Below are 24,720 nucleotides of genomic sequence, written 5' to 3'. Positions count from 1 at the left end.
GTTCTTCCGTTGATCCTATGCTCGTCGTTTCCCGTCGTGCCGCAGACCTACGCGGTCGCCGCTGCGTCCCGCCACCCGTTGCCGTGCCACAGGCGCACCGTCACCGTGGCGGCGCCGTCCGCGATGACGATGCGGTTGTAGGCGTTGGGCTCGGAACCGCGCAGGCGCGTCGAGGTGGCGGAGCCCGCCTGGACGGCGAGAAGGCGCCCACGCCGTCCGCGCATGACGCCCCGGTCCACGGTATCGCCCTCCGCGTCGACCTCGGCGAAGCGGGCGTAGTGCCGGTGGAGGTGGCCGGCGAGGGTCAGCCCGACACCCTGGCGCCGGAAGGCGGCGAGGGCGAGGTCGGCCCGGCCGACAAGGCGGGCCTCCTCGTCCCAGGGCGGCGGCATGAACGGATGGTGCCCGACCACGATCCGGAACACGTGCTCGGGCATGGCCGCGAGCCGGGCCTCGGCGCGGGCGATCTGGCTGCGCCGGATCTTGCCCTGCGACCAGTCGGTCTCGGGCGCCCAGGTCCGCGCGGTGTTGAGGCAGACGATCCCGATCTCGTCGTCGAGGAAGGTCGGCTGGGTGCGGGGCGCGATGTAGCGGCGATAGCGCGAGAACGGCCGCAGGAACCGCTGCACGAGGTGGAAGGGTGAGATGTCGTGGTTGCCGGGCACGGCGATCCAGGGCGCGTCGAGGCGCGCGAGGAAGTCCCGCGCGGCCTCGTATTCCACCGTGCGGGCCCGCATGGTGAAATCGCCCGACACCACGACGAGGTCGGGTCGGTCCCGGTTCAGTTCGGTGACGAGGCCCTCGACCACGTCCGGATCCGTCCGGCCGAAATGCAGGTCCGAGAGATGCGCGAGGCGCCGCAACGCGGATTATTGCTGGGCGCGGTTGACGATCGCCTGAAGCGCCCGGGCGACGGGCTCGGAGACGTTCTTGCGGTACTTGCGGTGAACGAGCTGGCCGTTGTGGTAGATGTCGTGCTCCACATAGAGCTTCTCGCCGTCCCAGCGGACGATGTTGTCGGTCTCGGTAGTTTCCTCCACGCCGAGATCCTCGCGAAAGGTCACGCCACCGGCTTGCGCAAACATGGTCGGTCCTGGGCTTCGATACGGCTGGCGTCGCCGCACCTCAGTGTAGGCATCCGCCGCGCCGGGCGCTACCCGCAACGCATGTTCAACGCACCGTGACCTGATCCTTGATCCGCTCGTAGGTCGCCCGGCTCAGCACCCGCTTCGACAGGAGCTGGTCGACGGAGGTGTAGGGGCGCTTCTGGACGATGGAGCGCCCGATCATGCCGCCCCCCTTGAGGGCGTTGAGTTCGGCGACGCTCGCGGTGTTGAGATCGACGATGGCCGTGGCGCGCGGCCCGGCATTGTCGGCCGCGATCTCGGCGGCGTCCTCGGCCGGGGTGGGCGACGGTGAGACCTGCGGTGCGGCGGGGGGCGGCGCCTCGGGTGACGGCACGGCCGGAACCGGCGGGGGGGAGATCTGCGGAGTGGGGGCCGACTGCGCCGGAATCTGCACCTCGGACGAGGGCGTGGCGGGCGCCGGGATGGGGGCGGGCATGGGAGCGGGATCGATCCGGCGTGCCGGACGCGGCGGCTCTTCCGGCACGGCCACCGGTTCGGGCTCGGGTGCGTGGGGGAGCCAGTAGAATTGGACGAGGCCGGCGAGCCCGGCCGCAACGACGAGCAGAATCACGACCCGCAGGAAGGCAGAACCGCTGAGCATTCGGGGGCGGCCTCATGGGCGGAGTGAGAGGCGGTTGTTTATCATGAGTTGCGAACCAGCGTCTCGATACGGGCGTGGTGCGTCCCTTTCTCCTGTCGATAAGCCTGCCTCTTCCTGGGCGCGACGCCCGTCATCGAGGGCTGCGACAGCCCCGCACCGCAGTCCGGGCTCGACGCCCGGGGCCGCCGCCGCCATGGTCCGCGCCGATGCCCACCTCCCGTCCCGATCCCATCCCCGCCGCCCCCGCGCTCGGCAGCGTCGCCGAGCGTTTCGGAGCGCTCCGCCATCTCCCGGCCCTGGCCCGTCTCGTCTTTGCCGCGAGCCCGCGCCTCCTGCCGGTGAGCTTCGCCCTGCGCCTCGCCCGGGCGAGCCTGCCCGTGGTGATGCTCTACCTCGCCAAGCTCATCCTCGACGCCGTCGTGGCCGAGCATGGCCGCCCGCATGCCGCCGGCCTCGGCCCTGCGGCCTGGATCGCCGATCCGGCGCTCGCACGCCTCGCCGGCCTCGTCCTCCTCGAACTCGGCCTCGCGGTTCTGTCCGATCTCCTCGGCCGGGCCAGCTCCCTCGTCGACGGTCTGGTGGCCGACCGCTACGCCAACGCGGCGAGCCTCCGGCTCATGCGCCACGCCGCGAGTCTCGACCTCGCGCAGTTCGAGGACGCCGCCGGGCAGGACCGCCTGGAGCGGGCGCGCCGTCAGGTCACGGGCCGCTCGACCCTGCTGTTCCAGCTGTTCGGCCAGGGCCAGGACCTCGTGACCCTTGGCGCCTTCGCCATCGGGCTTGCAGCCTATGCGCCCTGGCTCATCCTCCTCGTGGCCCTCGCCCTGGTGCCGGCCTTCCTCAACGAGACCCACTTCAACCGCCAGGGCTACCGCCTCGCCTGGACGCGCACGCCGGAGCGGCGCCAGATCGATTACCTGCGCACCCTCGGCGCCGGGGCCGAATCGGCCAAGGAGGTGAAGCTGTTCGGCCTCGAGGACTACATCGCCGGGCGCTACGCCGCGCTTGGCGAGAAGCTCATCGCCGACAACCGCGACCTGGCGCTGCGGCGCGCGGCCTGGGGCGGGGGCTTCGCGGCCCTGGGGAGTCTCGCCTACTACGCCGCTTACGCCACCCTGGTCTGGCGCACGGCGGCCGGGCAGTTCACCATCGGGGATCTCGCCTTCCTCGCCGGCTCGTTCCAGCGCCTGCGCGGCCTCATCGAGGGCCTGCTCCAGGGCGTCTCGCAGATCGCCTCCGGCGCGCAGTACCTCGACGACCTGTTCGCGTTCCTCGCCCTCGTACCCACCATCCGCTCGCCGGCGAATCCGGTGCCGTTCCCGAGCCCGCTGGCGCAGGGCATCGTGTTCGAGGATGTCGGCTTTCGCTATCCGGGCACCGAGGTCTGGGCCGTGCGCGGCCTCAGCTTTCATCTCCGCGCCGGGGAGGTGCTGGCGCTTGTCGGCGAGAACGGGGCCGGCAAGACCACCATCGTCAAGCTGCTGACCCGCCTCTACGACCCGACGGAGGGCCGCGTCCTCCTCGATGGCCGGCCGCTTGCGGCCTACGACCTCGACATCCTGCGGTCCCGCATCGGCGTGATCTTCCAGGACTTCGTGCGCTTCAACCTCACGGCCGGGGAGAACGTCGCCGTCGGGCGCATCGCGGCGCGCGACGACGAAGCCCGCATCGTCCGCGCGGCCGAACGGGGCCTCGCCGATGCGGTGATCGCGCGCCTGGCGCTGGCCTACGACCAGCCCCTGGGCAAGCTGTTCGCCGAGGGCGTCGACCTCTCGGGCGGGCAATGGCAGAAGATCGCGCTCAGCCGCGCCTATATGCGCGAGGCCGAGATCCTGATTCTCGACGAGCCCACGGCGGCCCTGGACGCGCGGGCCGAGTTCGAGGTGTTCCGGCGCTTTCGCGACCTTGGCCGGGGCCGCACGGCGGTGCTCATCTCGCACCGCTTCTCGACGGTGCGGATGGCCGACCGCATCCTCGTGCTGGAGGGCGGAAGGGTGCTCGAATCCGGCACCCATGCCGAGCTGCAGGCCGCCGGCGGGCGCTACGCCGAATTGTTCGAGCTGCAGGCCGCCGGCTATCGGTAGGCGCGTGTTGCCGCGAAGGCACGCGGGAGCCAGAACGGAAGCGGGGCGGGAACGGGCGAACGGCCAAGCCTGTTCTTCGTGCTAGAAGAGTCCCGTGGGGTCGGGCGGTCAGGAAACATCGATGTCTCGTCGTCTCGGATGGTCGCGCGGCGTCCTCGCCCTCCTCGTGGCCGGGCAGCTCGGTGCCTGCGGCTCGACGCCCCGCATCCCCTACACGGCCAGCGAGGCCGCCGTCGCGTCGGTGCCGGGCATGGACCTGTCCGTGCGCGCCTACGCGGATGCCTCGGACAAGACCTTCACCGAGATGGCCGCGCGGCCGGAGAACAAGAAGGTGCCGTTCGCCTACCTCGCCCTCTCGGGCGGCGGCGGCGACGGGGCCTACGGCGCCGGCATCCTCAACGGCTGGACCGAATCGGGCAAGCGCCCCGAATTCTCCCTCGTGTCCGGTGTCTCCACGGGCGCCCTCATCGCGCCCTTCGCCTTCGTCGGCCCGGAATACGACGCGGTCCTGAAGGACATCTACACCAGCGGCATCGCCTCCACCCTGGTGCAGTCGCCGAGCGTGACCAACATCCTGTTCGGCTCCGGCCTGTTCGGGGACGGGCGCCTGCGGGGCCTCGTGCGCCGCTACGTCACGCCCGAGCTCCTCGCGGCGGTCGCCGCCCAGCACGCCAAGGGCCGCCGCCTCCTCGTGGTGACGACGAACCTCGATTCCCAGCGCGCCGTGATCTGGAACATGGGCGCCATCGCCACGAACGGCGGCCCCACCGCCCTCGACCTGTTCGCCGACGTGCTCACCGCCTCGGCCAGCATCCCGGCGGTGTTCCCGCCCCAGCTCCTCGACGTGCAGGCGGAGGGGCGCGCCTTCCAGGAGATGCACGTCGACGGCTCGGTGGTGACCCCGGTGTTCACCCTGCCGCAATCGTTCATCCTGCGCGACGGGCGCTTCAAGGCCGGTGCCAAGTCCGACATCTACGTCATCATCAACGGGCGCCTGGAGCCGGAATTCGACCTCGCCCAGAACAACACCCTGTCCATCGTCGAGCGCTCGTTCACCACGGCGAGCCGCGCCCGCAGCCGGGCCACCATGGCGACGACCTACGCCTTCACCCGCGCCAACGGCATCGGCTTCAACCTGACCTACATCGACGAATCGGCCCCCAACACCACGGCGGCGCGGGGCTTCGACACGAGCTACATGCGCGGGCTCTACGAGGCCGGTTATCAGGCGGGCCGCACCGGCACGTTCTGGCACAAGAACGTGCCGACGGCGCCCCTGCTGAAGACCGTGGCCGAGGCCCGCTGAGGGCTCGCGCCGCCAGAGGGCAGCGCGGCGCGAGGGTCCCCCCTGCGGGGGCGGCCCTCGTGCCGCATGGTGCGATGCGGTAGGGGAAGGCGTGGGTCACCCGAGGCCCCCGTGGGTTGCTCAAGGCCCGCGCCCGCTCGCGCAGCCGTGGCCCCCGCATGATTCAGATCGAAGACCTCACCTTCAGCGCCTGGGGCCGGCGCTTCTTCGACCGGGCGAGCGTCGCCGTGCCGCCGGGCTCCAAGGTTGGCCTGGTCGGCCGCAACGGCGTCGGCAAGTCGACCCTGTTCAAGATCATCCTGGGCGAATTCCAGCCCGATGGCGGCGCGATCCTGCTGCCGCGCACCGCCCGCGTCGCCAGCGTCGACCAGGAGCACCCGGCGACCCCGGTCAGCCTCATCGACACGATTCTCGCCGCCGACACCGAGCGCGAGGCGCTCAACGCCGAACTCGAGACCGCCCAGCCCGAGCGCATGGGCGAGATCTACGGACGCCTCATCGAGATCGACGCCGACCGGGCGCCGGCCCGCGCCGGCGAGATCCTCGCCGGCCTCGGCTTCTCGGTCGCCGATCTCGAGCGGCCGATGGCGGAGTTCTCCGGCGGCTGGCGCATGCGCGTGGCGCTCGCCGCCGCCCTGTTCGCCGAGCCCGACATGCTGCTCCTCGACGAGCCGACGAACTACCTCGACCTCGAGGGCGCCCTGTGGCTGGAGGCACGCCTGAAGCGCTACCCCCATTCGGCCCTCATCATCAGCCACGACCGCGAACTCTTGAACAATTCCGTCGACGCCATCCTGCATGTCGCGGGCGGCAAGCTCGAACTCTACACCGGTGGCTACGACGACTTCGAGAAGCGCCGCGCCGAGAAGGCCCGCCTCCAGGCCTCGACCAAGATGAAGCAGGAGGCCGAGCGCGCCCACCTCCAGAGCTTCGTCGACCGTTTCAAGGCGTCGGCCTCCAAGGCCGCCCAGGCCCAGTCCCGGATGAAGCGGCTTGCCAAGATGGAGCCCATCGCCACCACCATCGAGGAGCACGTGGCGCCGTTCCACCTGCCGTCGCCGAAGCGTCCCCTGGCGCCGCCCCTCATGCACCTGACCGACGCCTCCATCGGCTACGGTGACGATGCCCCGATCCTGCGCGACCTCAACCTCACCCTCGACATCGACGACCGCATCGGGCTGCTCGGCGTCAACGGCGCCGGCAAGTCCACCTTCGCCAAGATGGCGGCGGGCGCGCTGCAGGTCCGCGAAGGGCGGATGGTGCGGGAAGGACGGGTGCAGGTCGGCTGGTTCCACCAGCACCAGATCGAGGCCATGGACCCGAAGGACACGCCGCTGGCCATCATCCGCCGCGAGCGTCCCGACGACAGCGAATCGGCGCGCCGGGCCAAGCTCGCGAGCTTCGGGCTCCCCTTCGACAAGCAGGAAACGACGGTGGACGCCCTGTCGGGCGGTGAGCGGGCACGCCTGCTCCTCAACCTCGTGGCGATGCAAGCGCCCCACCTGCTCATCCTCGACGAGCCGACGAACCACCTCGACATCGACAGCCGCCGCGCGCTCCTCGACGCCCTCAACGATTACGGCGGCGCTGTGATCCTCATCACCCACGACCGCTCGCTCATGGAGCTCGTGGCCGACCGCCTGTGGCTGGCCGCGGACAACACGGTCACGCCCTTCGCCGGCGACATGGACGATTATGCGAAGTTCGTCCTCGACCGCACCCGTGCCGGCCAGCGCGCGCCGGGACAGGGGCGGGAGAAGCAAGGCCGTGAAAAGAAAGCCAAGCGCCGGGCGGCGTGAGGTCGCCCGGACGGAGACGTGAACTTTAAGAACGAGCGCCGTCGCGGGAGGCGGCGCTCGGCGGGGTTCTACTTGCGCAGGATTTTGGTCACGAGCCGCCCGATGGGGCTGCTCGAATCGTAGTTGCGCTCGTCGCGCACCACGGGGCGGTCTTCGTTGCCGAGGATCTTGGTGACGAGGCGTCCGATCAGGCTCATGGCGGTCTCCTGGAGTAGGGCACCGATAAGAACGGCGCAGCTTGACCTATCAACACGCAGGCGGCGATCCGTGTTCCATGGGGGGCGGCCGCCGCGCGGCACCGGCCTTGCTCGGGGCCCGGGAAATCAGGCGGGGCCGGATGACCGAAAGACTTCTCCATGCGGGCGCGAGCGTGGTGGTTCTCCTCGCCGTCGGCCTGCTGTTCTCGACCAACCGACGGGCCATCAGCCCCCGTGTCGTGCTCTCGGCCCTGGCCCTGCAGGTGGCGCTCGGCGCCCTCGTGCTGTTCGTGCCCTGGGGCCGGGCCGGTCTCGCGGCGGCCGCCGCCCTGGTGCAGACGGTCCTCGGCTACGGCGACCGCGGCACCGCGTTCCTGTTCGGGGGGCTCGTCGAGCCCCGCATGGTCGAACTCTTCGGCGGCAGCGGCTTCATCCTCGCCTTCCGCATCCTGCCGCAGATCCTCTACGTCTCGGCCCTCATCGCGGTGCTCTATCATTTCGGGATCATGCAGGCCGCCGCCCGCACCATCGGGGCGGTGCTGCGGCGGGTGATCGGCACCTCGCCCATCGAGACCTTCGCGGCCGTCGTCACCATCGCCATCGGCCAGAGCGAGATCGCCATCGCGTTGCGCCCGTTCCTCGCGGCGCTGACCTCGGCCGAGCTGTTCGCCGTGATGTCGAGCGGGGCGGCCTCGACCGCCGGCACCATCCTGGCGGGCTACGCGGCTTTGGGCGTGCCCATGGATTATTTGCTGGCAGCGAGCGTCATGGCGATCCCGGGCGGGCTCCTCTACGCCAAGATCCTGGTGCCGACGACGGAACCGACGCGCATCGTCTCCACCCGCGTCACCTTCGGCGAGGCGCGGGCCGTCAACGTCGTCGAGGCGGCGGCGGACGGCACCCAGAAGGGGCTGGCGGTGGCGGTGTCGGTGGGCGCGATGCTCATCGCCTTCACGGGCCTCATCGCCCTGGTGAACGGCTTTGCCGGCTGGGCGGGCGGTGTTTTCGGATATCCCGCCCTCAGCCTCGAGGGCGTGCTCGGCGCGGTGTTCGCGCCGCTCGCCTGGCTCCTCGGCGTGCCGTGGGCGGAGGCGGGCTTCGTCGGTGGGGCGCTCGGCCAGAAAATCGCGTTCAACGAGTTCCTCGCCTACGCCCAGCTTTCGCCGACCTTGAAGGCGGGCACCCTCGATCCGCGCACGGGCGCGATCCTGTGTTTTGCCTTATGCGGATTCGCCAACCTCACCTCGGTGGCGATCCAGCTCGCGAGCCTGTCGAGCCTCGCGCCCGAACGGCGTCCCGAGATCGCCCGGTTCGGCCTGCGCGCGATCCTCGCCGGCACCCTGTCCAACCTCACCAGCGCGGCGCTGGCGGGATTGTTCATCGGAGGGTGAAGACATCCCCGGATTGGATGGACCTTGCGTGGGGCATGGGTGCCCCACGCAAGGGGTCGGCTGTGGGCGACGGGCTCAAGCGGCCTGACGCCGGGGCACGAGGGGGACGGGCAGTTCGATGTCGACGCCCAGCGTCGAGACGTCCTTGCCGCGCTCGAGGCGGATCTGGACCCTGTCCTGCTCGACCACCACGTGCTTGGCGATCACCGCGAGGATCTCCTCGCGCAGCACCATGACCAGGTCGGAGCCGCCGGCATTCCCGCGCTCATGCGCGAGAATGAGCTGCAGGCGATCCCGGGCCACCGGCGCGGATCCGCGCCGGTTGAACATCTTGCGAAGACTCATGCCGCCCTCCGGGTGAACAGTTTGTTGAGCAGGGACTTCTTGTCCGAGGGAACCGCCATCGGCACCGTGTCGCCCTTGAGGCGACGGACCGCGTCGATGTAGGCGCGGGACGGGGCGCAGAGCGGGTTGTTCAGGGTGACGGGGCAGCCGACGTTGGAGGCGCGCAGCACTTCCATGCTCTCGGGGATGATGGCGAGGAGCGGGATCGACAGGATCTCGAGGACGTCGTCGATCTTGAGCATGTCGCCCCGGTCGGCCCGGGCGGGGTCGTAGCGGGTGAGGATGAGGTGCTTCTCCATGGTCTCGCCGCGCTCGGCCTTGACGGTCTTCGAGTCGAGCAGCCCGATGATCCGGTCGGAATCGCGCACCGAGGAGACTTCCGGGTTGGTCACCACCACGGCCAGATCCGCGTGGCGCATGGCCAGCGTCGCGCCGCGCTCGATGCCGGCGGGCGAATCGCAGATCACCCAGTCGAACTTTTCGCGGAGCTCTTCCATGACGCGGGCGACGCCCTCGTCGGTCAGCGCGTCCTTGTCGCGGGTCTGCGAGGCGGGCAGCAGGGAGAGGTTCTCCAGGCGCTTGTCGCGGATGAGGGCCTGGTTGAGCTTGGCGTCGCCGTTGACCACGTTGATGAGGTCGTAGACCACGCGCCGCTCGGCGCCCATCACGAGGTCGAGATTGCGCAGGCCGACATCGAAATCGACCACCGCCACGCTCTGGCCCGCCTGAGCGAGCGCCGCTCCGAGGGCCGCCGTCGTCGTCGTCTTGCCGACGCCGCCCTTGCCTGATGTCACGACCAGAATCTTGGCCATACGAGTGGTTTCCCTCAATCCAAGGATGCGAATTTGATGGCGCCGCCATCAAGCCAGATCTGCACGGCCTGACCGCGCAGGTGAGTGCCCATGTCCTCGGCCGTGCGGACGAGGCGGTCGATGCCGAGGAGTTCGGGCTCGAACTTGCGGCAGCAGATGCGGGCGCGGGGGTTGCGGGCGGCGCCGGCGATGGCGCGTCCCCGCAGGGCGCCGTAGACGTGGATGGACCCGCCGGCGAGGATCTCGGCTCCCGAGGAGACCGAGCCCATCACGGTGACGTCGCCGGTGGGGTGGACGATGGACTGACCCGACCGCACCGACCCCTCGATGGTGAGGGACGTGGTGGCGGGCTCCGGCGGCGGCGTCGGCTCGTCCGGCACCGTGGGGATCTCGATGGTCGAGACCGGACGTCCCGCGTTCAGCAGGGGCGGGCGCCCCGGACCGACGAGGGGAAGGGCCGAACCCTCGATGCCGAGGATCCGGATGTGACGGCTGCCGAGGTCGGACAGCAGACCGTCGAGACTTGAGGCGTCCGGCGCCAGGGCCGCGACGTCGAGGATCAGGGCGCGCCCGTCGAACAGCGTCGGCGAGCGCTTCAGGGCCTCGTCCAGATCGGCGAACCAATCGGGAAGCGGCAGCTCCGGGGCCAGGACGAGCGCCTTGAAGGCACGGCCACGAAGCTCAACGGATCGGCGGGGAGTGGGGGCGCTGGTCACGGCGTCTCGCGATTCCTTACCAGACCATTGATGCCCGGTATGGTTACCGCTTCGTTAACGGCCCGTGCTCACAGGATGAATGATTGCTCCCGTTCCGGGATTCTTTGATCCCAGGACCGCATTCGCCTCGTCCCGGTCGATCCCTTCGGGAGGGCGATTGCGGGCTTCGGTCGAGCGGAAGGCCGGATCATTCCAGCGCCGCGACCTTGATGGCGTCGCCCTCCAGGCGCACCTGCGCCGGCTGGCCGCGCTGCACGGCCCCGAGGTCGTCGGCCGTGCGGTAGAGCCCGTCGATGGCGATGAGCTCGGGCTCGAACTTGCGGCAGGTGATGCGCGCCTCCGGGTTGCCCGCCGCCCCCGCGATGGCCCGGCCGCGCAGGGCGCCGTAGACGTGGAGCGAGCCCCCGGCGATCACCTCGGCCCCGGACGCCACCGACCCCATGACGGTGATGTCGCCCTCGAGATGCAGCACCGTCTGCCCCGAGCGCACGGGCGCGTCGAGGATGAGGGAGCGGGCCGGTGCCGGAGCCTGGCTCACGGAGACCCTGGCCTCGGGCGCGTCCGCTTCCGGCGCCGCCACCTCCTCCACGGGTCGCCCCCCGGCAAGCGGCGGCGGCAGGCCCTCGCCGAGCAGGCCGGGCCCGGCGCCCTCGATGCCCATCACGGTGACGCTGCGGCCGGAGAGTTCGGCCACGAGGGCGCGCAGGCCCTCCCGGTCGAGGCCCGCGCCCGAGACCTCGAGGATCACCGGACGGCCGACGAAGAAGGCGGGCGAACGGCGCGCCAGGGCGTCGAGTTCCGCGAGCCAGTCGGACACGGGCGGCACGGGGGCCAGCACCAGCGCCATGAACGAACGGCCGCGAAAGCGAATCGGAGGGCGGGCGGGGGGTGCGGTCACGGAATCGATCTTCTGACGAGAGGGGCTTGGGTCCGGCGCGCCGGATGCCCGTACGGTTCCCGGCGGGACGGGTCCTGGCCGGAGCGGGTATGACCGATATGTTAACCCGGAGCGGCGCTCCCGTGGACATCCTTTCGGGCCGTCAACACGTTTCGGCGCGGACCGGCACCGGGATCGCGTTCCTGGGGAAACACCGGACGGGAGGTTTCGGCAAGGCTGCGCCGCGACTGCCAAGCAACCTTGGAATGGTTCCATAACATAGCGATTGCCGGTGGAAGACGCGGGTCGCTATAGCAGGGCCTCTATGTTTCGCGACGGTGCGGCGTCTTCCCGGATAGGCGTTCGCTCCGCCGTCCCGCTCCGAGAAGGTGCCGCCGATGCCGGACGAAGCCGCCCTCAGAACCGCCGGCCTCGGCTGGCGATGGCGCGCCCTGGTCGCCGGCCGCGTGGCCCTGGCCGCGTTCGGCGGTTACGGCGTCGCCGCCCTGGCCACGGCGTTCCTCTCCCTCGCCCTGCCCATGGCCCGCTCCGAGGCCGTTGCGACGGCGACACTCCTGAGCTTTGCCATCATGGTCGGGGCCGTGATCTGGGTGTTCTCCGCCCACACCCTGTCGCGGGCCGCCCTCGGCCTCGCCGTGCCCTCCACGCTGCTCGCCGCCGGCCTCTGGCTCGCCCTCGCCCTCGTCGACACGGCGCCGCCGGCATGAAGCCCGGGTTTCGCCAATCCATGGCGTGGCTGCACACCTGGGCCGGTCTCGTGACCGGCTGGGTGATGTTCTGCGTGTTCGTGACCGGCACGGCGACCTATTACCGGGCCGACATCTCCCACTGGATGCGTCCCGAGCTGCAGGCCGCCGCCGTGGAGCCGGGGGTCGCCGTCGAGCGGGGGGCCGCCTATCTCAAGGTCCATGCGCCGAAAGCCGTGGCGTGGTTCGTCTCCGTGCCACAGGCGGAGCGGCCCCTCCTCGACGTCTACTGGTTCGACAGCTTCGAGACCCCGATCCGGCAGGCGACCCTCGATGCCGGGACCGGCGCGCCCACCACGGTGCGGGCGACGCAGGGCGGCGATTTCCTCTACCGCTTCCATTACGAACTGCAGATGATGCCGGGGCTCGGGCGCTGGATCGTCGGCGCCAGCGCCCTCGTTCTCCTCGTCGCCCTGGTGTCGGGCATCGTCACCCACCGCCGGATCTTTTCGGACTTCTTCACCTTCCGGCGGGACAGGTCGGCCCAGCGCGGCTGGCTCGACGCCCACAACGTCACGGGCGTGCTCGCCCTGCCGTTCCACCTCATGATCACCTACACGGGCATCGTGACCCTCGCGTTCACGCTGATGCCCTGGGGCATCACCTCGGCCTACCGGGGCGATGAGCTGCGCTTCTTCGTGGAGGCCGGCCAGAGTCCGGCCTGGCGGGCCGCCGCCGGGCGTCCCGCCGACGCCCTGCCGCTCGCTCCCCTCATGGCGCGGGCGCAGGCGGAGGTGTCCGAGCCCCTTGAGATGGCGATCATCAACAATCCGGGCGACGCGGCCTCCACGGTGGTGGCCGTGTTCGAGGAGCCCAAGGGCCTCGCCCACCGCCACCCGCAGGTGGTGTTCGAGGCGACATCGGGCGCGGTGATCGCCCGCCTCGGCACCCTCAAGCCCGCCGCCCACGTGTTCACGAGCTTCCTCGGCCTGCACGAGGCACATTTCGCCGGGCCGGCCCTGCGGGGGCTGTTCTTCCTATGCGGCCTCCTGGGCTCGGCCACCATCGCCACCGGCCTCGTCCTGTGGGCCGTGGCCCGGGCGCCGAAGGCCGGCGCGGTGCCGGGCTTCGCTTTAAGCCTCGTGCGCGGGCTCAACCTCGGCACCATCCTCGGCCTGCCCATCGGCATCGCGGCCTTCTTCCTCGCCAACCGGCTCCTGCCCGTGGCGATGAATGAGCGGGCTACCTGGGAGGGGGCTGTGTTCTTCGCGGCCTGGGGGCTCGCCGCCATGGTGGGCCTCGCCCGGCCGTATGCCCGGACCTGGCGCGAGATGGGGGCGGCGGCCGCCCTTCTGTTCCTGTCCGTGCCCCTCGTCAGCGACCTCACCACGGATCGCGGCCTCGACTTCGCCGGGTTCGACGCCGCGATGATCGCCATCGGCCTTACCCTCGCCTGGGGCGCCCGCAAGGTCTCGCATTATCGCGGCCCGGCGCGCCTGCGCGCGGCGACCGCCCCCGAAGCCCTGGCCCGGGCGTGAGGCCGGCCCGCGCATGAATCCGGCTCGAACAACATGACCCCGTCCTCGGTTCTCCTCAACCTCGCCCTCAGCTTCGCCGGGCTCAGCGCCCTGTGCCTCGCCATGGACCGGCACCACCGCGCGATCTTCCGCGTGGCGCCGTCGCGGCGGCAGGCACGGGCCCTGCGCGGGGCCGGGTGGTGCGGGATTGCCGCCTCCTTCGCCGCCGCCGTGATCCTGGCGGACTGGAACTTCGGGCCGGTGCAATGGCTCGGCTCGCTCACGGGGGCGGCCCTCCTCGTGGTCGGCCTCGTGTCCTACCGGCCACGCTGGATCCGTCCGGCGGCGCTGGCTGCCCTGCCGCTTGCCGCCGCCGCTGCCTTCCTCGCCTGAAGTGCACACCCTATGCTCGGCCTCTCGACAGGAGTGCCGATGCCCCTCGATCCCGCCCTCGCCGACCGCATCGCCGAATCCGTCGCGGCGGGGTTCGCCGAGCAGATCGCCCACACTCAAGCCCTGGTTCGGTTCGCCTCCATCCGGGGCCACGAGGACGCGATCCAGGATTTCGTGTTCGACGCCTACGCGGCGCGCGGCTACGGCCCTGAGCGCGTCGCCCTCGATTTCCAGGCCCTGCGCGGCCATCCGGGGGCCGGGCGGATGGGGGAGGGGCATTCCCGCGCGCCCCTCGTCATCGCGCATCACCGCCCCCGCGACGCCACGGGCCGCTCCCTGATCCTCCAGGCCCATGTCGACGTGGTGCCGCCCGGTCCCGCCGACCTCTGGACCCATCCGCCCTTCGATCCCGTCGTCGAGGGCGACTGGCTCTTCGGGCGCGGCGCCGCCGACATGAAGGCGGGCCACGCCGCCAACCTCTTCGCCCTCGACGCCCTGGCGCGCCTCGACCTGCAACCCGCCGCCCCCGTCATCCTCCAATCCATGGTCGAGGAGGAATCCACCGGCAACGGCGCCCTCATGGCCCACCTGAAGGGATACCGCGCCGACGCCGTGCTCATTCCCGAGCCGCAGGACGAGAAGCTCGTGCGCGCCAATGTCGGGGTGCTGTGGTTCACCGTCGTAGTGCAGGGCCGCCCCGCCCATGTCCGCGAGATGGGGGCCGGCGCCAACGCCATCGACGCCGCCTACCGGATCGTCGGGGCCCTGCGCGCCCTGGAGGCCGCCTGGAACGCCGACAAGGCCGGGCGCCCGCATTTCGAAGGCGAGGCCGACGCCATCAACCTCAACATCGGCCGGATCGAGGGCGGCGACTGGGCCTCCTCGGTGCCGGCCTGGTGCCGGATCGCCTGCCGCATCGGCCTCTATCCGGGCGTGGCGGCGGCGGAGGCGGCCCGGGCCGTCGAGGCGGCGGTGCGGGATTTCGCCCGCACCGACCCGTTCCTGGCCTCCGCGCCGCCGCGCGTCGTCTTCGACGGCTTCTTCGCCGAGGGCTACGTCCTGGCGCCGGGCTCGGACGCCGAGGCCGTGCTCGCCGCCGCCCACGAGCGGGCCACCGGCACCGCCCTCGAAAGCTTCCTGTCGCCGAGCTACCTCGATACCCGGGTCCACGCCCTCTACGACCGGGTGCCGGCCCTGTGCTACGGCCCCGTCAGCCGCGACATCCACGGCTGCGACGAGCGGGTCAGTCTCGCCTCGGTCCAGCGCATCACCACGGCCATCGCCCTGTTCGTCGCCGAATGGTGCGGGGTCGAGGCGATTTCGCGCGCCTGACGGGGATCGCTTCACGCGGCGCCCGCGATCGGCTTCGCGGTGAATGGACGCGGCCCGAGCGAGCCCTGTGCCGACGGCCTTCGCGCGCTCGGGTCGAAACCCAATCCGCTTGACGGTATTCGAGGGCCTCTGAGGGTGGAAGCGGACCCTGGCCTTCCACGATGAAGGGGACGTTCCGGCTCAGGCTCGACAGTGCCGAACAGGCTGATTTACTGGGGGACCGAAGCGGCCAGTCGGACGTTCAACGTTTTGGAACGTCCCTCGCAGCATCGAGACGACAACGGATGTGTCGAAGACCAGCTCCGACGATCCTCCAGGGCGGAGACGATCGTCAGGACTTCAGGTGCCGAAACATATTGGCCCGCGCTTCATCGTCCATTTCGGCCTTGAAGGGGAAGCGGTCCTTCAGGCCGACCGCCCGCGCGGCGGCCGGGCGGGCGGCGATCTCGTCGTGGTGTCGCTTGAGGTGGGGCAGCTCCGCCCAGGCCGTCTCGCCGAGCACGAACGGGATCATGCGGGCCCAGCCCCAGGCACTCATATCGACGATGGTGTACGCGTCGCCCACGAGATAGCGGCGCTGCGCGAGGCGGGCGTTCAGGATGTCGTAGTGACGGCGCGCCTCGTAGCTGTAGCGCGCCTGGGCATAGGGCACCTGTTCCGGGGCGAAGTGCCGGAAATGGACCGCCTGGCCCGAGTACGGACCGACGCCCGTCGCGACGAACATCAGCCAGGACAGGAGCGATGCCCGGTCGCCACCGGAGGCGGGCAGGAATTGACCCGTTTTCTCGGCGAGGTAGAGCAGGATGGCGTTGCTGTCGAAGATCACGTCGCCGTCGTCGACGAGGACCGGCACCTTGCCGTTCGGGTTGAGCTTCAGAAATTCGGGGGCGAACTGGTCACCCTTGCGGGTGTCGATCGGAATCGGCTCGTAGGGAGCACCGAGCTCTTCCAGCAGCAGGGCGACCTTCGTCGGGTTCGGAGAACCGTTGAAGAAGAATTTCAGCATTGTACTGATCTCATGCTTGTCGAGGAGCGGAGAGCTGAAGCGCGCGGCCTCGGTTCATGGGTGGACGTCCGGCTTGAATGGCTAGGAAGACAAGTCCTCGAAATGCCATTCTTGCCGGCACGTCGCCGTCGATCACCCATAAGATCTCGGGCCTGAAAAGACGGGCCTAAGAGACCGAGCGAGACGGCGACCTATTCCGGTGTAATGGCATCTTTAAGATCGACCTGATCAGATTTGTGCGTCTTGCACGATCCATGGTCTGTCATCGAGCCGCAAGGTTTCCGCTCAGGTTCAAATTCCCGAGAACCAGTTGTAGCCCTGGTCTTCCCAGTAGCCGCCCGGATAGTCGTTCGTGACCGTGATCGCCATGATGTGCTTGGGGTTCTTGAACCCGAGCTTGGTCGGAATGCGCAGTTTGACCGGGAAGCCGTATTTCGGCGGCAAGGGCGCACCGGCGTAGTCCAGGGCGAGAATCGTCTGGGGGTGCAGCGCGCTCGGCATGTCGATGCTCGTCCAGTAGTCGTCGCCGCAGGTGAAGCCGACATAGCGGGCCGTCGTGTCCGCCCCGATGTGTTCGAGGAAGGTCCGGAACGGCACGCCCGACCATTGTCCGATGGCGCTCCAGCCCTCGACGCAGACGTGACGGGTGATCTGGGCTTCCTGCGGCAGGGTCCTCAGGCGGTCGAGGGTCCACGGGGTCTTGTCGGAGACGAGGCCGGCGAGTTCGAGTTTCCAGGTCGCGCCATCGATCACCCGGATCTTGCTTGCCGGATAATAGGCGTTGAACGGGAAGTCCGGGGTGATGTCCGAGACGTCGAAGGTCGGGGCCAAACGCGTGCTGCCGAAGAGGGCGGCCTGGACGCGATCGTTCAGTCGCGAGATCGCCCCGAGGGTGCTCTCGACTTGGGGATTGTCGGAAATGTCGCAGCCGCCGAGCGCGAGGCTCCCGGCCGCGACAAGGCCACCGCGCAGGAGCAGGCGGCGATCGGCCTGGACGAGGTGCGTGTCGGGAACCGCGAGATCGGAGCGTGAAGGGCGGAGGAAACGATCGAGGATCTTCATGGCTTCACCGCGCGGTCGTGGCCGAAATGGATCTCCCGGCCGATGATCATGGTCGGCAGGGTCTTGGGAACCAGAAGCACGAGGGCGAGGTGCACTGCCACGAAGCTGACGATGCCGGCCATGGCAAGAAAATGGACGATTCGCGCCGTATCGTAGCCGCCCATGACGGCCGTCAGCGGGGCGAACTGAACCGGCTTCCAGATCGCCAGACCGGAGAGCACGATCACGATCCCGACGAGCAGGACCACGACGTAGAGAAGGCGCTGAACGGCGTTGTAGACTCCCGGGTCGTGGGGGAGGCGGAACGTCAGGGCCGCGACGAAGTCGCGCCCGATCTCGCGCGGCCGCAGGGGCAGGAGGCGCCGGCGCAGGTGGCCCGAGGCCAGACCATAGGTCAGGTAGACGAGGCCGTTGGCGACGAGGAGCCACATCCCGGCGAAGTGCCATTGCAGGGCGCCGCCGAGCCAGCCGCCCAGGGTGATCGCCTTCGGGAAGGACCATTCGCCGAAGATCGGCGAGGCGTTGTAGATGCGCCATCCGCTGGCGATCATGATGAGCATGGCCAGCGCGTTCACCCAATGGGTGATCCGGACGACGAGGGGGTGAATCGGGCGCGCGGCGCGCGGCGAAGGGGGATGCATCGGAGCCGTCCTGATGAGTGTTGGCGTGCGGAGTGTCGGGCTCGCGGGGCGTGCCCGCCTCAGGCGGGGTCACCGTCGGTCAGAATCGGAGCCGGCGCGGTGAATTCGGGAAAGAAGCGCTTCAAGTCACGCACCTTCGCGGCGTCGTTGGCGACGATATACGGATGGGCCGGATGCAGGGCCATGAAGTCCTGGTGGTAGGCCTCGGCCGGATAGAACGACGCCCCCGGCTCGATCCGGGTCGCGATCGGCGCGTCGTAAGTCCCTTCAGCGTCGAGCTGGGCGATGTACGCCCGTGCGACCCTCGCCTGCTCGGCATTGTTCGGAAACAGCGCCGAGCGATATTGCGGGCCGTGATCCGGCCCCTGCCGATCGACTTGCGTCGGATCGAGGGCGACCGAGAAGAAGACGCGGAGCAGGGTGTCGTAGGAGACCACGCGCGGATCGTAGGTCACCCGAACCGCCTCGGCGTGTCGCGTGCGCCCACTGGAGACGGTGGCGTAATGCGCGCTCGCGCCATCTCCGCCGGCATAGCCCGAGACGGCCTGCGTCACGCCGCGGATGTTCTGGAACACGCCCTGGACGCCCCAGAAGCATCCGCCGGCGAATACCGCGCTCTGAAGCTGGTCGGGTTCCCGCGACGGTGTCGCCGCGGCCGGCAGACGCCGGCTCGCTTCCTCGGCGCCGGCCCATGCGATCGTCAGCCCGAGACCGACGCCCAGCAGGGCCAGGACGGCGCCAGCGAAGGCAACGGTCGGACGTGTGCGACGTGCCCGGGTCACGGGTCTGATGGTCGGCGGCATGGCGGTCGCTCCTCGGGTTGGACGGTCGTCGTGATCGGTCAGGCGGGCTCGAAGCGCAGCGCGACGCCGTTCATGCAGTAGCGAAGCCCCGTGGGGGCGGGTCCGTCGGTGAAGACGTGACCGAGATGGCCGCCGCAGCGGCGGCAATGCACTTCGGTCCGGTCCATGCCGAAGCCGGAATCCGTCCGCGTCCCCACGGAGTCCGGGAGGGGCGCGGTGAAGCTCGGCCAGCCGGTTCCACTCTCGAATTTCGCGCGGGCGGCGAAGAGCGGCTGATCGCAGCCGGCGCAAACGAACCGGCCGGCACGCTTCTCGGCGTTGAGGGGGCTCGAGCCGGCGCGTTCGGTCCCGTGCCGGCGCAGGACCGCGTAGGCGGCGGACCCCAGCTGCGCTTTCCAGTCGGCCTCGCTCTTGACGACGGCGAAGGTCTCGGCCGCCGCGCTGTCGTCGGCCGGGAGCAATCCGGCGACGCGCAGGGCCGCCATGACGCCGATGGCCGAGACGCCGGCTGTGAAGAATTGTCTGCGGTCCATGATGCCGGGTTCCTTGGTCGAGTTCCTTGGTCGATTTTCTTGGCCGAGGTTCTGGACTGTTATTCGCAGCCGGCATCGGGCCGGTTACAGGCTGGCCTTGCGGCGCCGGGACAAGGACCCGGCCGTGCCGTCGAGGAGGCGGCCGCCGAACAGACCGTTGAGGCCGACGACGAGGAGAACGGCGACGAAGTGGATCAGCAGGTCCGTGGCGGTGGCGTCGTGGGGGTGGAACGGCACCAGCAAGGCCGCCGCGGCCGCGGCCGCCGCGAGGCCCGCGAGGGCCGCCGTGAGATTGGGACGCAGCGGGCAGGCCCGCCGCAGCATCAGCACCAGAAGCACCGAGAGCGGCAGCGAGACCCCCATCAGGAAGACGAAGCAGCCGCGCATCTCCTCCGGCCCGGCAATATTGGCGGCCGGCGCGAGCCAGCCCCGCATGCAGCCGAGTCCACTGGCACCGAGCCAGATCACAAGCGGAGGGAGCGGGAGCCATGACCAAACCGGGCTGCGCCCCGGTACGCTGCTCTGGAAAGCCGCGAGGGCGGCGGCAAAGGCCGTCAGGATCGCGCCGAAGGCTGCCCACTGCAGATCCGGCACGCCGAGGCGTTCCCGCAACCCCGAGACGTCGGACATCGGCACGAGAACGAGGCCGACTACGAGCACTGCGCCGAACCAGGCGAGGGCCCTGCGGCCCGGTCCCGGCAGTCGGCGCGTCGGCGTGAGCGACCGAGTGAGATCTTCGACGAGGTCGTCGATGGGCGGGTCGTGGTTAGACATCCGTGCCCTCGTGACGGGGTGATAAAAGGGTGCGGAGGGACTTCAATCCGCGATGGAAATTGACCTTGAGCGCTCCCTTGGTCCGGCCGGTGAGTGCGGAGGCTTCTTCCAGGGAAAGCTCGCGCAGGGCAATATGCTCGATCGCCTCCCGCTGTCCGTCCGGAAGATGCGCGACAGCCGCAGCGAGGATCGCGGCGCGGTCGCGACGTTCGAGGTCATCGCCCGGTATCGCAGCCTCATCCGCATGCGCCTCATAGGCGAGCGGCTCGTGAACCTCCCGCGGGCGACGGCCCATGTGGCGCAGCGCGTCGATGGCTCGCCGTTGCGTGATGGCGCGCAGCCAGGGCAGGAACGGCCGGGCCGGATCGTAGGTCGCCCGCGCCCGATGCACCGTGAGCAGGGTGTCCTGGACCACGTCGTCGAGCGCTGCGCCCCGGACACCCTTGGCCCGTGCCATCGCCGCGATGATCGGGACGCAATCCCGTAGAAGCGCCCGGTAGGCCGCCGTATCCCCATCCTGTGCTGCTTGCATCGCGACGGAGAACGAGGCTTCGCCGGGCAACAGGGTCGGTCGAGGAGACATCGGAGCAGGAATTCCGGACGCTTCAGGATTAGCCGGAATCAGAAGCGGGCGGCTCGGAAGGCCGACCCGCACCGTCCGCCTGCGGCCGAGCCTACTTCTTCATCGAATCCTTAGCCATCCCGTCCTTGCCCATAGTGTCCTTTTTCATGCCGTCCTTGGCCATAGAATCCTTGCCCATGGTGTCCTTCTTCATGCCGTCTTTGGACATACCGTCCTTAGACATGGAGTCCTTAGACATAGAGTCCTTGGACATGGAGTCGACCGCATAGGCCGGGGCACCGGAGACGGCGGTGGCGAGGACGAGGGCTGCGGCGACGCGGAAGACAGTGCTCATTATAAGTTTATCCTTCTTGGGCGTACCGAACATGTTGGCGGTACTGAACAGTGTTTCGAAGGGGCGTCCACGACGGTTACAGGTCAGCGCAAAAATTCTGGCTCGCTCTGCGCTCGCCTCCCGCGCTCCGCACGAGTGAGTGCGGCCCGCATCATCGCCGGGGTCAGCAATTCCGGCAGGGCCTCTCCGCGCGGCAGACCGGGCCCGTAGACGGCCACGAGCGGGATTCCGAAGCGACCGAAGTGGCGCAGGAAGGCGAGGATGGCTGGATCGGATTGGGTCCAGTCGGCGCGCATCGCGACCGCATCGGGCGCCGACAGGCGCGCGCGGATCTCGCCCCGATCAAGGGTGGTGACCTCATTGATTCGGCAGGTCAGGCACCACGCCGCCGTAACATCGACGATGACGACTTTGCCCTCTGCCACCAGGGCCGGGATCGCCTCAGGGGCGAAGGCGCGCCAAGGCCCGTCCTCCGTCCGAGCCGCCGGGGACGTTCCGGAGGTGGACGGCCAAACCGTGACGGGGACAAGCGCGAGGACGAGGGACGCCGCAACGAGGCTTCGGCGACGATCGGGGGCGAAACTCCTTCGGCTCAGGGCGAGCCAACCAAGAAGAAGGGCCAGGATGCCCGCCAACCCCATTGCCCGAGGGATGCCGGCCACCTCGGCGAAAACCATCATGAGCCATACGGCCGTTCCAAGGAGGAGAAGGCCGAACCCGCTCCGAAGACGGATCATCCAGGGACCCGGTCGCGGCAGATGGCGCGTCCAGCCCGGGTTCAATGCGAGGAGCGCGAAGGGGAGCGCCATTCCGATCCCGAGCGCCGCGAAGACCGTGAGAATGTCGAGACTCCCCCGGGTCAACGCGAAACCGACCGCGCTTCCGACAAAGGGGGCCGAACATGGCGTGGCCAGCAGGGTGGCGAAGGCACCGGTGAGGAAGGCCTCCGACAGATGACCCGTCCCGCGCAGGGATCCGAGGGCTGCAAGGGGACCGGGTAGCCCGATGGTGATCCATTCGAACAGGCTCGCGGCGAACAGCACCGTAAGGAGGGCCATGCCGGCCAGAAACCATGGCGCCTGGAACTGGACGCCCCAGCCGACGCTGGCCCCCGACGCCGTCAGGGCGATCAGAAACACGGCGATGGCGAGGAAGGACGCGAGAATGCCCGCCGCCGTGGCGAGGAGTTCGGCCCGGACGCGCCCCTGATCCGATCCGGCCGCCCGCATCACGGTGAATGCCTTGAGGGACAGGACGGGCAGGACGCAGGGCATCGCGTTGAGAACGAGACCTCCGAGCAGGGCCGTCGCCAGGATCGCCAGCCACTCGCCCCACATGATGCCGGCCAAGTGTGGAACCGACGCTTCAGCGCTGCGGCCGTCATCCACCACGGTGACGCGGAGCGCGGCATCCGCAAGGTCCGGTGGTAGCCTCACGGCGAGCCGGGCCGCATGGCCGCCATCGGTTAAGGTTATCGCAGGCGGCGACGTCACGGCGCCCTTCGGTCCTTCGACGAACATATCGGGCGCCACGAAGGGGCAGCGTTCGCTGGTCATCTGCAAGACCAGGCGCCGGTCGTGCGGCGGTCCCTCGCGTGCCTGCCCCGCGATGACGAAGTCGGCAGTCTCTGGTCGCCCAGGAACGCGCGCGCGCCAGGCTCCGATCAGGTCCGCTTCCGCCGAGGGGCGATCCGTTCCCTCCGGCAGCGTGAGTTCGAGGGTCGCGCGATAGGGCACGCAGACCTCGCCGCAGACCGCATGCACGAGGTGCAGGCGAAGATGCGCGGCACCATCGCCGTGTCGTAGGAATCGGAGCGGTAGGACGACGCCGGATTGATAGACGAAGGTCTGGAGATCGCCGACGGTGAGACGTACCGGCGCCGGCCAGGCGACGGATTCGAACTGGAGACCGTCCGATCCGCTCCAGTCGAAGGTCGGGGCGAGGCCGGCATCGCCCGGGCTGCGCCATGCCCCATGCCAGCCCTCACCGAACCGGAACTCGAGCCCCGCTTCGATGGGCGTTCCGTGGCTCGCGGCATCCGTGGCCGTCACGAGCCGCACCGCCGCCCTGTCGTCGCCGATCCACGCGGTTGAGGCCGCATAGACCGGGAAGACGCCGAGAACGAAGAGGGCGAGGCATGCGAGCAGGCGTCGCCGAAGCGCATCGAGCATGACCATTCTCACATGCGCCCGCCGAGGAAGGGCCGGCCCAACCGAGCACCGGCCCCTGAGAGCAATGCTATCGCGAGCGCGTGCAGGGCGAGGTCGTTCAGCGTCGTGGCGAAGGGGTGGAAGAGGCCTAGGATCGACGCTGCAGCAGACGCTGCTGCAAGGCCGGCGAGGCCGCCGCTCAGGGATGGATAAAGGGCGTAGCCGCCCTTGAGGTTCGTTGCCAGGAGCAGCGCGAAGGGAACGCCGAGCCCCAGGATGAAGCCGACACAGGTGCAGGCGTCCGAGAGAGACATCGGAGCTCCGTGCTTCGCGCTGGCGCCCGAGAGGCTCGCCCCGATCCAGAGCGTGAGGCTCGGCACGGGCAGGAGGGCCCAACGCGGATCACGGTCGGGAAACATCGCCAGGATTGCCGCCGCCGCCGCCGTGACGGCCGTGGCGACCGATCCGATGGCCGCCAGAACGAACTCCGGTTCGACGGCGTGACGACCCAGTGCCCCCTTGAGGTGGGCAACCAAGACGAGTCCGGCGCCGGGGAGAATGATGATGCGGAGCCAGTCGAGCATTCGTTGGAGCGGCGAGCTGACTTGCCGGACCGGAACGAGACCTCGGGCCAGCGCGTCGATCAGGCGCATATGGCGCGAGGCCACGGGGATCGGCTCCTCGTTCCATGCGGTCATGCCTCAGGCCCCTGGCGAGAGGCGTGCCGCTCCGAGAATGCGGCCGTCCGAGCGCTGCACGATCACGGCGGCATCCTGCCCGGCCGGCAGCGCCTCGCTGAACTGCAGCGGCTCTCCCGACCAGGTGCCAAGAGTGCGCAGAGAGCGCACGACATTGGCCTGCACGAGGGTCCGCCCGCTGTTCTCACCCCGTGCCACGGGCGTGCGCACGGAGTGGTCGAAGCCGACGAGGATCACCCGTCCGCTGCCCTTGCCGGAGCCGACCGCCACGGCGATGCGGCCGTCCCGGCGCGCAACGGCGACTTCGGTGTCGAGGCCGATCTCGGCCCGGGCGGCCGCGACGGCCGAGGCGGCTTCCGTGCGGCGCGATCCCACCACGCTCCGGCGGCCGTCGATCACGAGCTGGGGCGTGAAGTTCCCCTCGCCGAGCCGCGCCGCATACTCCGCCTGCCGCTCGGTCGCGCCTTCGAAGGAAGCGGTGTCCTTCCAGCCGAGATCGTCCCAATAGGTGACGTGGAATCCCAGTGGCAAGAGGTCGTCGCGCCCGGCCAACTCGCCGAGCAGCACCTCCGCCGGCGGGCAGGACGAGCACCCTTGCGATGTGAAGAGCTCCACCACCACGGGACGCGCCATCACGGGCTCGGACACGAGAAAGATCGGGATCAGGCCGATGATGAGGGATGTGAGGCGGGACGACATCGTGTGCTCCGTAACGAGGCGGGATATCCCTCATTCGTCTTGGGCAACGCCCGGTTACAGCCTATCGACGATGCTGTGTGACCCTCGAGGTTTTTTGTCTTGAGCATTTAAGCGTCGAGAAACGACACCGCTCTGCTCGACTCCGCTACGGCGACCGGATCACCTCCGTCGGCTGATCCCTATCCGCCGCCCGACCCACCGATATCAGTCGAAACCGATCGACGGTCTGGGGT

At 69.6% G+C, this 24,720-nt stretch carries 27 protein-coding genes; 8 read left to right on the top strand and 19 right to left on the bottom strand.

Going from position 1 to position 24,720, the window contains the following annotated elements; genetic code table 11:
• Positions 1 to 47: 47 nt before the first annotated feature.
• The 3 genes from MFF01_RS07280 to MFF01_RS07270 all read right to left on the bottom strand — a co-directional run bounded on the left by MFF01_RS07280 (position 48) and on the right by MFF01_RS07270 (position 1,728).
• Complete coding sequence (locus MFF01_RS07280; protein ID WP_238223464.1) at positions 48 to 863, bottom strand: metallophosphoesterase family protein; 816 nt, start codon at positions 861 to 863, stop codon at positions 48 to 50.
• A gap of 6 nt (positions 864 to 869) precedes the next feature.
• On the bottom strand, positions 870 to 1,085 hold the full coding sequence (locus MFF01_RS07275; RefSeq protein ID WP_238223463.1) for a hypothetical protein: 216 nt from the start codon (positions 1,083 to 1,085) through the stop codon (positions 870 to 872).
• Positions 1,086 to 1,170: 85 nt separating this feature from the next.
• Entirely contained in the window at positions 1,171 to 1,728 is a 558-nt protein-coding gene (locus MFF01_RS07270) for a helix-hairpin-helix domain-containing protein (protein ID WP_238223461.1), read from the bottom strand.
• A 206-nt stretch (positions 1,729 to 1,934) separates the two neighbouring features.
• On the opposite strand from MFF01_RS07270, the gene MFF01_RS07265 reads away from it, so the two are divergent.
• From MFF01_RS07265 to MFF01_RS07255, 3 genes are all read left to right on the top strand, one after another.
• On the top strand, positions 1,935 to 3,812 hold the full coding sequence (locus tag MFF01_RS07265) for an ABC transporter ATP-binding protein (RefSeq protein WP_238223452.1): 1,878 nt from the start codon (positions 1,935 to 1,937) through the stop codon (positions 3,810 to 3,812).
• 121 nt (positions 3,813 to 3,933) lie between these two features.
• A complete protein-coding gene (locus tag MFF01_RS07260; RefSeq protein ID WP_238223450.1) occupies positions 3,934 to 5,118 on the top strand; it encodes a patatin-like phospholipase family protein in 1,185 nt (394 codons plus the stop codon).
• Positions 5,119 to 5,276: 158 nt separating this feature from the next.
• Entirely contained in the window at positions 5,277 to 6,917 is a 1,641-nt protein-coding gene (locus MFF01_RS07255; RefSeq protein ID WP_238223449.1) for an ABC-F family ATP-binding cassette domain-containing protein, read from the top strand.
• 68 nt (positions 6,918 to 6,985) lie between these two features.
• On the opposite strand, the gene MFF01_RS07250 is transcribed toward MFF01_RS07255, so the two are convergent.
• Complete coding sequence (locus MFF01_RS07250; RefSeq protein ID WP_238223448.1) at positions 6,986 to 7,114, bottom strand: TFIIS helical bundle-like domain containing protein; 129 nt, start codon at positions 7,112 to 7,114, stop codon at positions 6,986 to 6,988.
• A gap of 140 nt (positions 7,115 to 7,254) precedes the next feature.
• On the opposite strand from MFF01_RS07250, the gene MFF01_RS07245 reads away from it, so the two are divergent.
• Positions 7,255 to 8,505, top strand: a complete 1,251-nt coding sequence (locus tag MFF01_RS07245; RefSeq protein ID WP_238223446.1) for a NupC/NupG family nucleoside CNT transporter — start codon at positions 7,255 to 7,257, stop codon at positions 8,503 to 8,505.
• A gap of 75 nt (positions 8,506 to 8,580) precedes the next feature.
• On the opposite strand, the gene minE is transcribed toward MFF01_RS07245, so the two are convergent.
• The 4 genes from minE to minC (MFF01_RS07225) form a co-directional block, all read right to left on the bottom strand.
• Positions 8,581 to 8,850, bottom strand: coding sequence for a cell division topological specificity factor MinE (minE, locus tag MFF01_RS07240; RefSeq protein WP_238223444.1), 270 nt, complete (start codon positions 8,848 to 8,850; stop codon positions 8,581 to 8,583).
• Positions 8,847 to 9,662, bottom strand: a complete 816-nt coding sequence (gene minD, locus MFF01_RS07235; RefSeq protein ID WP_091970454.1) for a septum site-determining protein MinD — start codon at positions 9,660 to 9,662, stop codon at positions 8,847 to 8,849. The genes minE and minD overlap by 4 nt, the downstream gene beginning before the upstream one ends.
• Positions 9,663 to 9,676: 14 nt before the next feature.
• On the bottom strand, positions 9,677 to 10,378 hold the full coding sequence (minC, locus tag MFF01_RS07230) for a septum site-determining protein MinC (RefSeq protein WP_238223441.1): 702 nt from the start codon (positions 10,376 to 10,378) through the stop codon (positions 9,677 to 9,679).
• Between the two features lie 187 nt (positions 10,379 to 10,565).
• Positions 10,566 to 11,225: a septum site-determining protein MinC gene (gene minC / locus MFF01_RS07225; protein WP_238223491.1), complete on the bottom strand. Its 660-nt coding sequence runs from the start codon at positions 11,223 to 11,225 to the stop codon at positions 10,566 to 10,568.
• Positions 11,226 to 11,653: 428 nt separating this feature from the next.
• Between minC (MFF01_RS07225) and MFF01_RS07220 the strand changes: the two genes are divergently transcribed.
• The 4 genes from MFF01_RS07220 to MFF01_RS07205 are packed head-to-tail and all read left to right on the top strand — an operon-like array spanning position 11,654 to position 15,204.
• Positions 11,654 to 11,983 carry an iron transporter gene (locus MFF01_RS07220; protein ID WP_238223440.1) on the top strand — a complete coding sequence of 110 codons (330 nt, stop codon included), beginning with the start codon at positions 11,654 to 11,656 and terminating at the stop codon, positions 11,981 to 11,983.
• A complete protein-coding gene (locus MFF01_RS07215; protein ID WP_238223438.1) occupies positions 11,980 to 13,500 on the top strand; it encodes a PepSY-associated TM helix domain-containing protein in 1,521 nt (506 codons plus the stop codon). The genes MFF01_RS07220 and MFF01_RS07215 overlap by 4 nt, the downstream gene beginning before the upstream one ends.
• Before the next feature lie 33 nt (positions 13,501 to 13,533).
• The gene (locus MFF01_RS07210; protein ID WP_238223436.1) at positions 13,534 to 13,872 is read left to right on the top strand and encodes a DUF3325 domain-containing protein; all 339 of its coding nucleotides are present in this window, start codon (positions 13,534 to 13,536) and stop codon (positions 13,870 to 13,872) included.
• A gap of 39 nt (positions 13,873 to 13,911) precedes the next feature.
• Positions 13,912 to 15,204, top strand: coding sequence for an ArgE/DapE family deacylase (locus MFF01_RS07205; protein WP_238223435.1), 1,293 nt, complete (start codon positions 13,912 to 13,914; stop codon positions 15,202 to 15,204).
• 331 nt (positions 15,205 to 15,535) lie between these two features.
• On the opposite strand, the gene MFF01_RS07200 is transcribed toward MFF01_RS07205, so the two are convergent.
• From MFF01_RS07200 to MFF01_RS07150, 11 genes are all read right to left on the bottom strand, one after another.
• The gene (locus tag MFF01_RS07200; RefSeq protein ID WP_238223433.1) at positions 15,536 to 16,210 is read right to left on the bottom strand and encodes a glutathione S-transferase family protein; all 675 of its coding nucleotides are present in this window, start codon (positions 16,208 to 16,210) and stop codon (positions 15,536 to 15,538) included.
• A gap of 291 nt (positions 16,211 to 16,501) precedes the next feature.
• A complete protein-coding gene (locus MFF01_RS07195; protein ID WP_238223431.1) occupies positions 16,502 to 17,272 on the bottom strand; it encodes a molybdopterin-dependent oxidoreductase in 771 nt (256 codons plus the stop codon).
• Positions 17,269 to 17,913 (bottom strand): cytochrome b/b6 domain-containing protein, encoded by a 645-nt coding sequence (locus MFF01_RS07190; protein ID WP_238223429.1) that lies wholly within the window; start codon positions 17,911 to 17,913, stop codon positions 17,269 to 17,271. The genes MFF01_RS07195 and MFF01_RS07190 overlap by 4 nt, the downstream gene beginning before the upstream one ends.
• Positions 17,914 to 17,972: 59 nt before the next feature.
• Complete coding sequence (gene msrA / locus MFF01_RS07185) at positions 17,973 to 18,716, bottom strand: peptide-methionine (S)-S-oxide reductase MsrA (RefSeq protein ID WP_238223427.1); 744 nt, start codon at positions 18,714 to 18,716, stop codon at positions 17,973 to 17,975.
• A gap of 38 nt (positions 18,717 to 18,754) precedes the next feature.
• Positions 18,755 to 19,249 (bottom strand): peptide-methionine (R)-S-oxide reductase MsrB, encoded by a 495-nt coding sequence (gene msrB, locus MFF01_RS07180; RefSeq protein WP_238223426.1) that lies wholly within the window; start codon positions 19,247 to 19,249, stop codon positions 18,755 to 18,757.
• Between the two features lie 84 nt (positions 19,250 to 19,333).
• Positions 19,334 to 20,023, bottom strand: a complete 690-nt coding sequence (locus tag MFF01_RS07175; RefSeq protein ID WP_238223425.1) for an NrsF family protein — start codon at positions 20,021 to 20,023, stop codon at positions 19,334 to 19,336.
• Complete coding sequence (locus MFF01_RS07170) at positions 20,016 to 20,606, bottom strand: sigma-70 family RNA polymerase sigma factor (protein WP_238223424.1); 591 nt, start codon at positions 20,604 to 20,606, stop codon at positions 20,016 to 20,018. The genes MFF01_RS07175 and MFF01_RS07170 overlap by 8 nt, the downstream gene beginning before the upstream one ends.
• 91 nt (positions 20,607 to 20,697) lie before the next feature.
• On the bottom strand, positions 20,698 to 20,940 hold the full coding sequence (locus tag MFF01_RS07165; RefSeq protein ID WP_238223423.1) for a pentapeptide MXKDX repeat protein: 243 nt from the start codon (positions 20,938 to 20,940) through the stop codon (positions 20,698 to 20,700).
• Between the two features lie 83 nt (positions 20,941 to 21,023).
• Positions 21,024 to 23,111, bottom strand: coding sequence for a protein-disulfide reductase DsbD family protein (locus tag MFF01_RS07160; RefSeq protein ID WP_238223421.1), 2,088 nt, complete (start codon positions 23,109 to 23,111; stop codon positions 21,024 to 21,026).
• An 8-nt stretch (positions 23,112 to 23,119) separates the two neighbouring features.
• On the bottom strand, positions 23,120 to 23,788 hold the full coding sequence (locus MFF01_RS07155) for an NrsF family protein (protein ID WP_238223419.1): 669 nt from the start codon (positions 23,786 to 23,788) through the stop codon (positions 23,120 to 23,122).
• A 3-nt stretch (positions 23,789 to 23,791) separates the two neighbouring features.
• Positions 23,792 to 24,487 carry a DUF1223 domain-containing protein gene (locus MFF01_RS07150; protein ID WP_238223418.1) on the bottom strand — a complete coding sequence of 232 codons (696 nt, stop codon included), beginning with the start codon at positions 24,485 to 24,487 and terminating at the stop codon, positions 23,792 to 23,794.
• Positions 24,488 to 24,720: the final 233 nt, after the last annotated feature.

Source organism: Methylobacterium adhaesivum, from assembly GCF_022179065.1.
GTDB lineage: Bacteria > Pseudomonadota > Alphaproteobacteria > Rhizobiales > Beijerinckiaceae > Methylobacterium > Methylobacterium adhaesivum.
Note: the sequence above shows the minus strand (reverse complement) of the source record. Positions and strands in the feature narration are given on the sequence as shown.

Bases quoted from the DNA above. Each gene is read 5' to 3' on its own strand.
- minE (WP_238223444.1), bottom strand. From the start codon at position 8,850: ATGAGTCTTCGCAAGATGTTCAACCGGCGCGGATCCGCGCCGGTGGCC.
- MFF01_RS07245 (WP_238223446.1), top strand. From the start codon at position 7,255: ATGACCGAAAGACTTCTCCATGCGGGCGCGAGCGTGGTGGTTCTCCTC.
- MFF01_RS07160 (WP_238223421.1), bottom strand. From the start codon at position 23,111: ATGCTCGATGCGCTTCGGCGACGCCTGCTCGCATGCCTCGCCCTCTTC.
- MFF01_RS07270 (WP_238223461.1), bottom strand. From the start codon at position 1,728: ATGCTCAGCGGTTCTGCCTTCCTGCGGGTCGTGATTCTGCTCGTCGTT.
- MFF01_RS07260 (WP_238223450.1), top strand. From the start codon at position 3,934: ATGTCTCGTCGTCTCGGATGGTCGCGCGGCGTCCTCGCCCTCCTCGTG.
- MFF01_RS07150 (WP_238223418.1), bottom strand. From the start codon at position 24,487: ATGTCGTCCCGCCTCACATCCCTCATCATCGGCCTGATCCCGATCTTT.
- MFF01_RS07175 (WP_238223425.1), bottom strand. From the start codon at position 20,023: ATGTCTAACCACGACCCGCCCATCGACGACCTCGTCGAAGATCTCACT.
- MFF01_RS07155 (WP_238223419.1), bottom strand. From the start codon at position 23,788: ATGACCGCATGGAACGAGGAGCCGATCCCCGTGGCCTCGCGCCATATG.
- MFF01_RS07275 (WP_238223463.1), bottom strand. From the start codon at position 1,085: ATGTTTGCGCAAGCCGGTGGCGTGACCTTTCGCGAGGATCTCGGCGTG.
- msrB (WP_238223426.1), bottom strand. From the start codon at position 19,249: ATGGACCGCAGACAATTCTTCACAGCCGGCGTCTCGGCCATCGGCGTC.
- MFF01_RS07190 (WP_238223429.1), bottom strand. From the start codon at position 17,913: ATGCATCCCCCTTCGCCGCGCGCCGCGCGCCCGATTCACCCCCTCGTC.
- MFF01_RS07195 (WP_238223431.1), bottom strand. From the start codon at position 17,272: ATGAAGATCCTCGATCGTTTCCTCCGCCCTTCACGCTCCGATCTCGCG.
- MFF01_RS07250 (WP_238223448.1), bottom strand. From the start codon at position 7,114: ATGAGCCTGATCGGACGCCTCGTCACCAAGATCCTCGGCAACGAAGAC.
- MFF01_RS07165 (WP_238223423.1), bottom strand. From the start codon at position 20,940: ATGAGCACTGTCTTCCGCGTCGCCGCAGCCCTCGTCCTCGCCACCGCC.
- MFF01_RS07220 (WP_238223440.1), top strand. From the start codon at position 11,654: ATGCCGGACGAAGCCGCCCTCAGAACCGCCGGCCTCGGCTGGCGATGG.
- MFF01_RS07205 (WP_238223435.1), top strand. From the start codon at position 13,912: ATGCCCCTCGATCCCGCCCTCGCCGACCGCATCGCCGAATCCGTCGCG.
- MFF01_RS07255 (WP_238223449.1), top strand. From the start codon at position 5,277: ATGATTCAGATCGAAGACCTCACCTTCAGCGCCTGGGGCCGGCGCTTC.
- MFF01_RS07215 (WP_238223438.1), top strand. From the start codon at position 11,980: ATGAAGCCCGGGTTTCGCCAATCCATGGCGTGGCTGCACACCTGGGCC.
- MFF01_RS07210 (WP_238223436.1), top strand. From the start codon at position 13,534: ATGACCCCGTCCTCGGTTCTCCTCAACCTCGCCCTCAGCTTCGCCGGG.
- minC (WP_238223491.1), bottom strand. From the start codon at position 11,225: ATGGCGCTGGTGCTGGCCCCCGTGCCGCCCGTGTCCGACTGGCTCGCG.
- MFF01_RS07170 (WP_238223424.1), bottom strand. From the start codon at position 20,606: ATGTCTCCTCGACCGACCCTGTTGCCCGGCGAAGCCTCGTTCTCCGTC.
- msrA (WP_238223427.1), bottom strand. From the start codon at position 18,716: ATGCCGCCGACCATCAGACCCGTGACCCGGGCACGTCGCACACGTCCG.
- MFF01_RS07265 (WP_238223452.1), top strand. From the start codon at position 1,935: ATGCCCACCTCCCGTCCCGATCCCATCCCCGCCGCCCCCGCGCTCGGC.
- MFF01_RS07200 (WP_238223433.1), bottom strand. From the start codon at position 16,210: ATGCTGAAATTCTTCTTCAACGGTTCTCCGAACCCGACGAAGGTCGCC.
- minD (WP_091970454.1), bottom strand. From the start codon at position 9,662: ATGGCCAAGATTCTGGTCGTGACATCAGGCAAGGGCGGCGTCGGCAAG.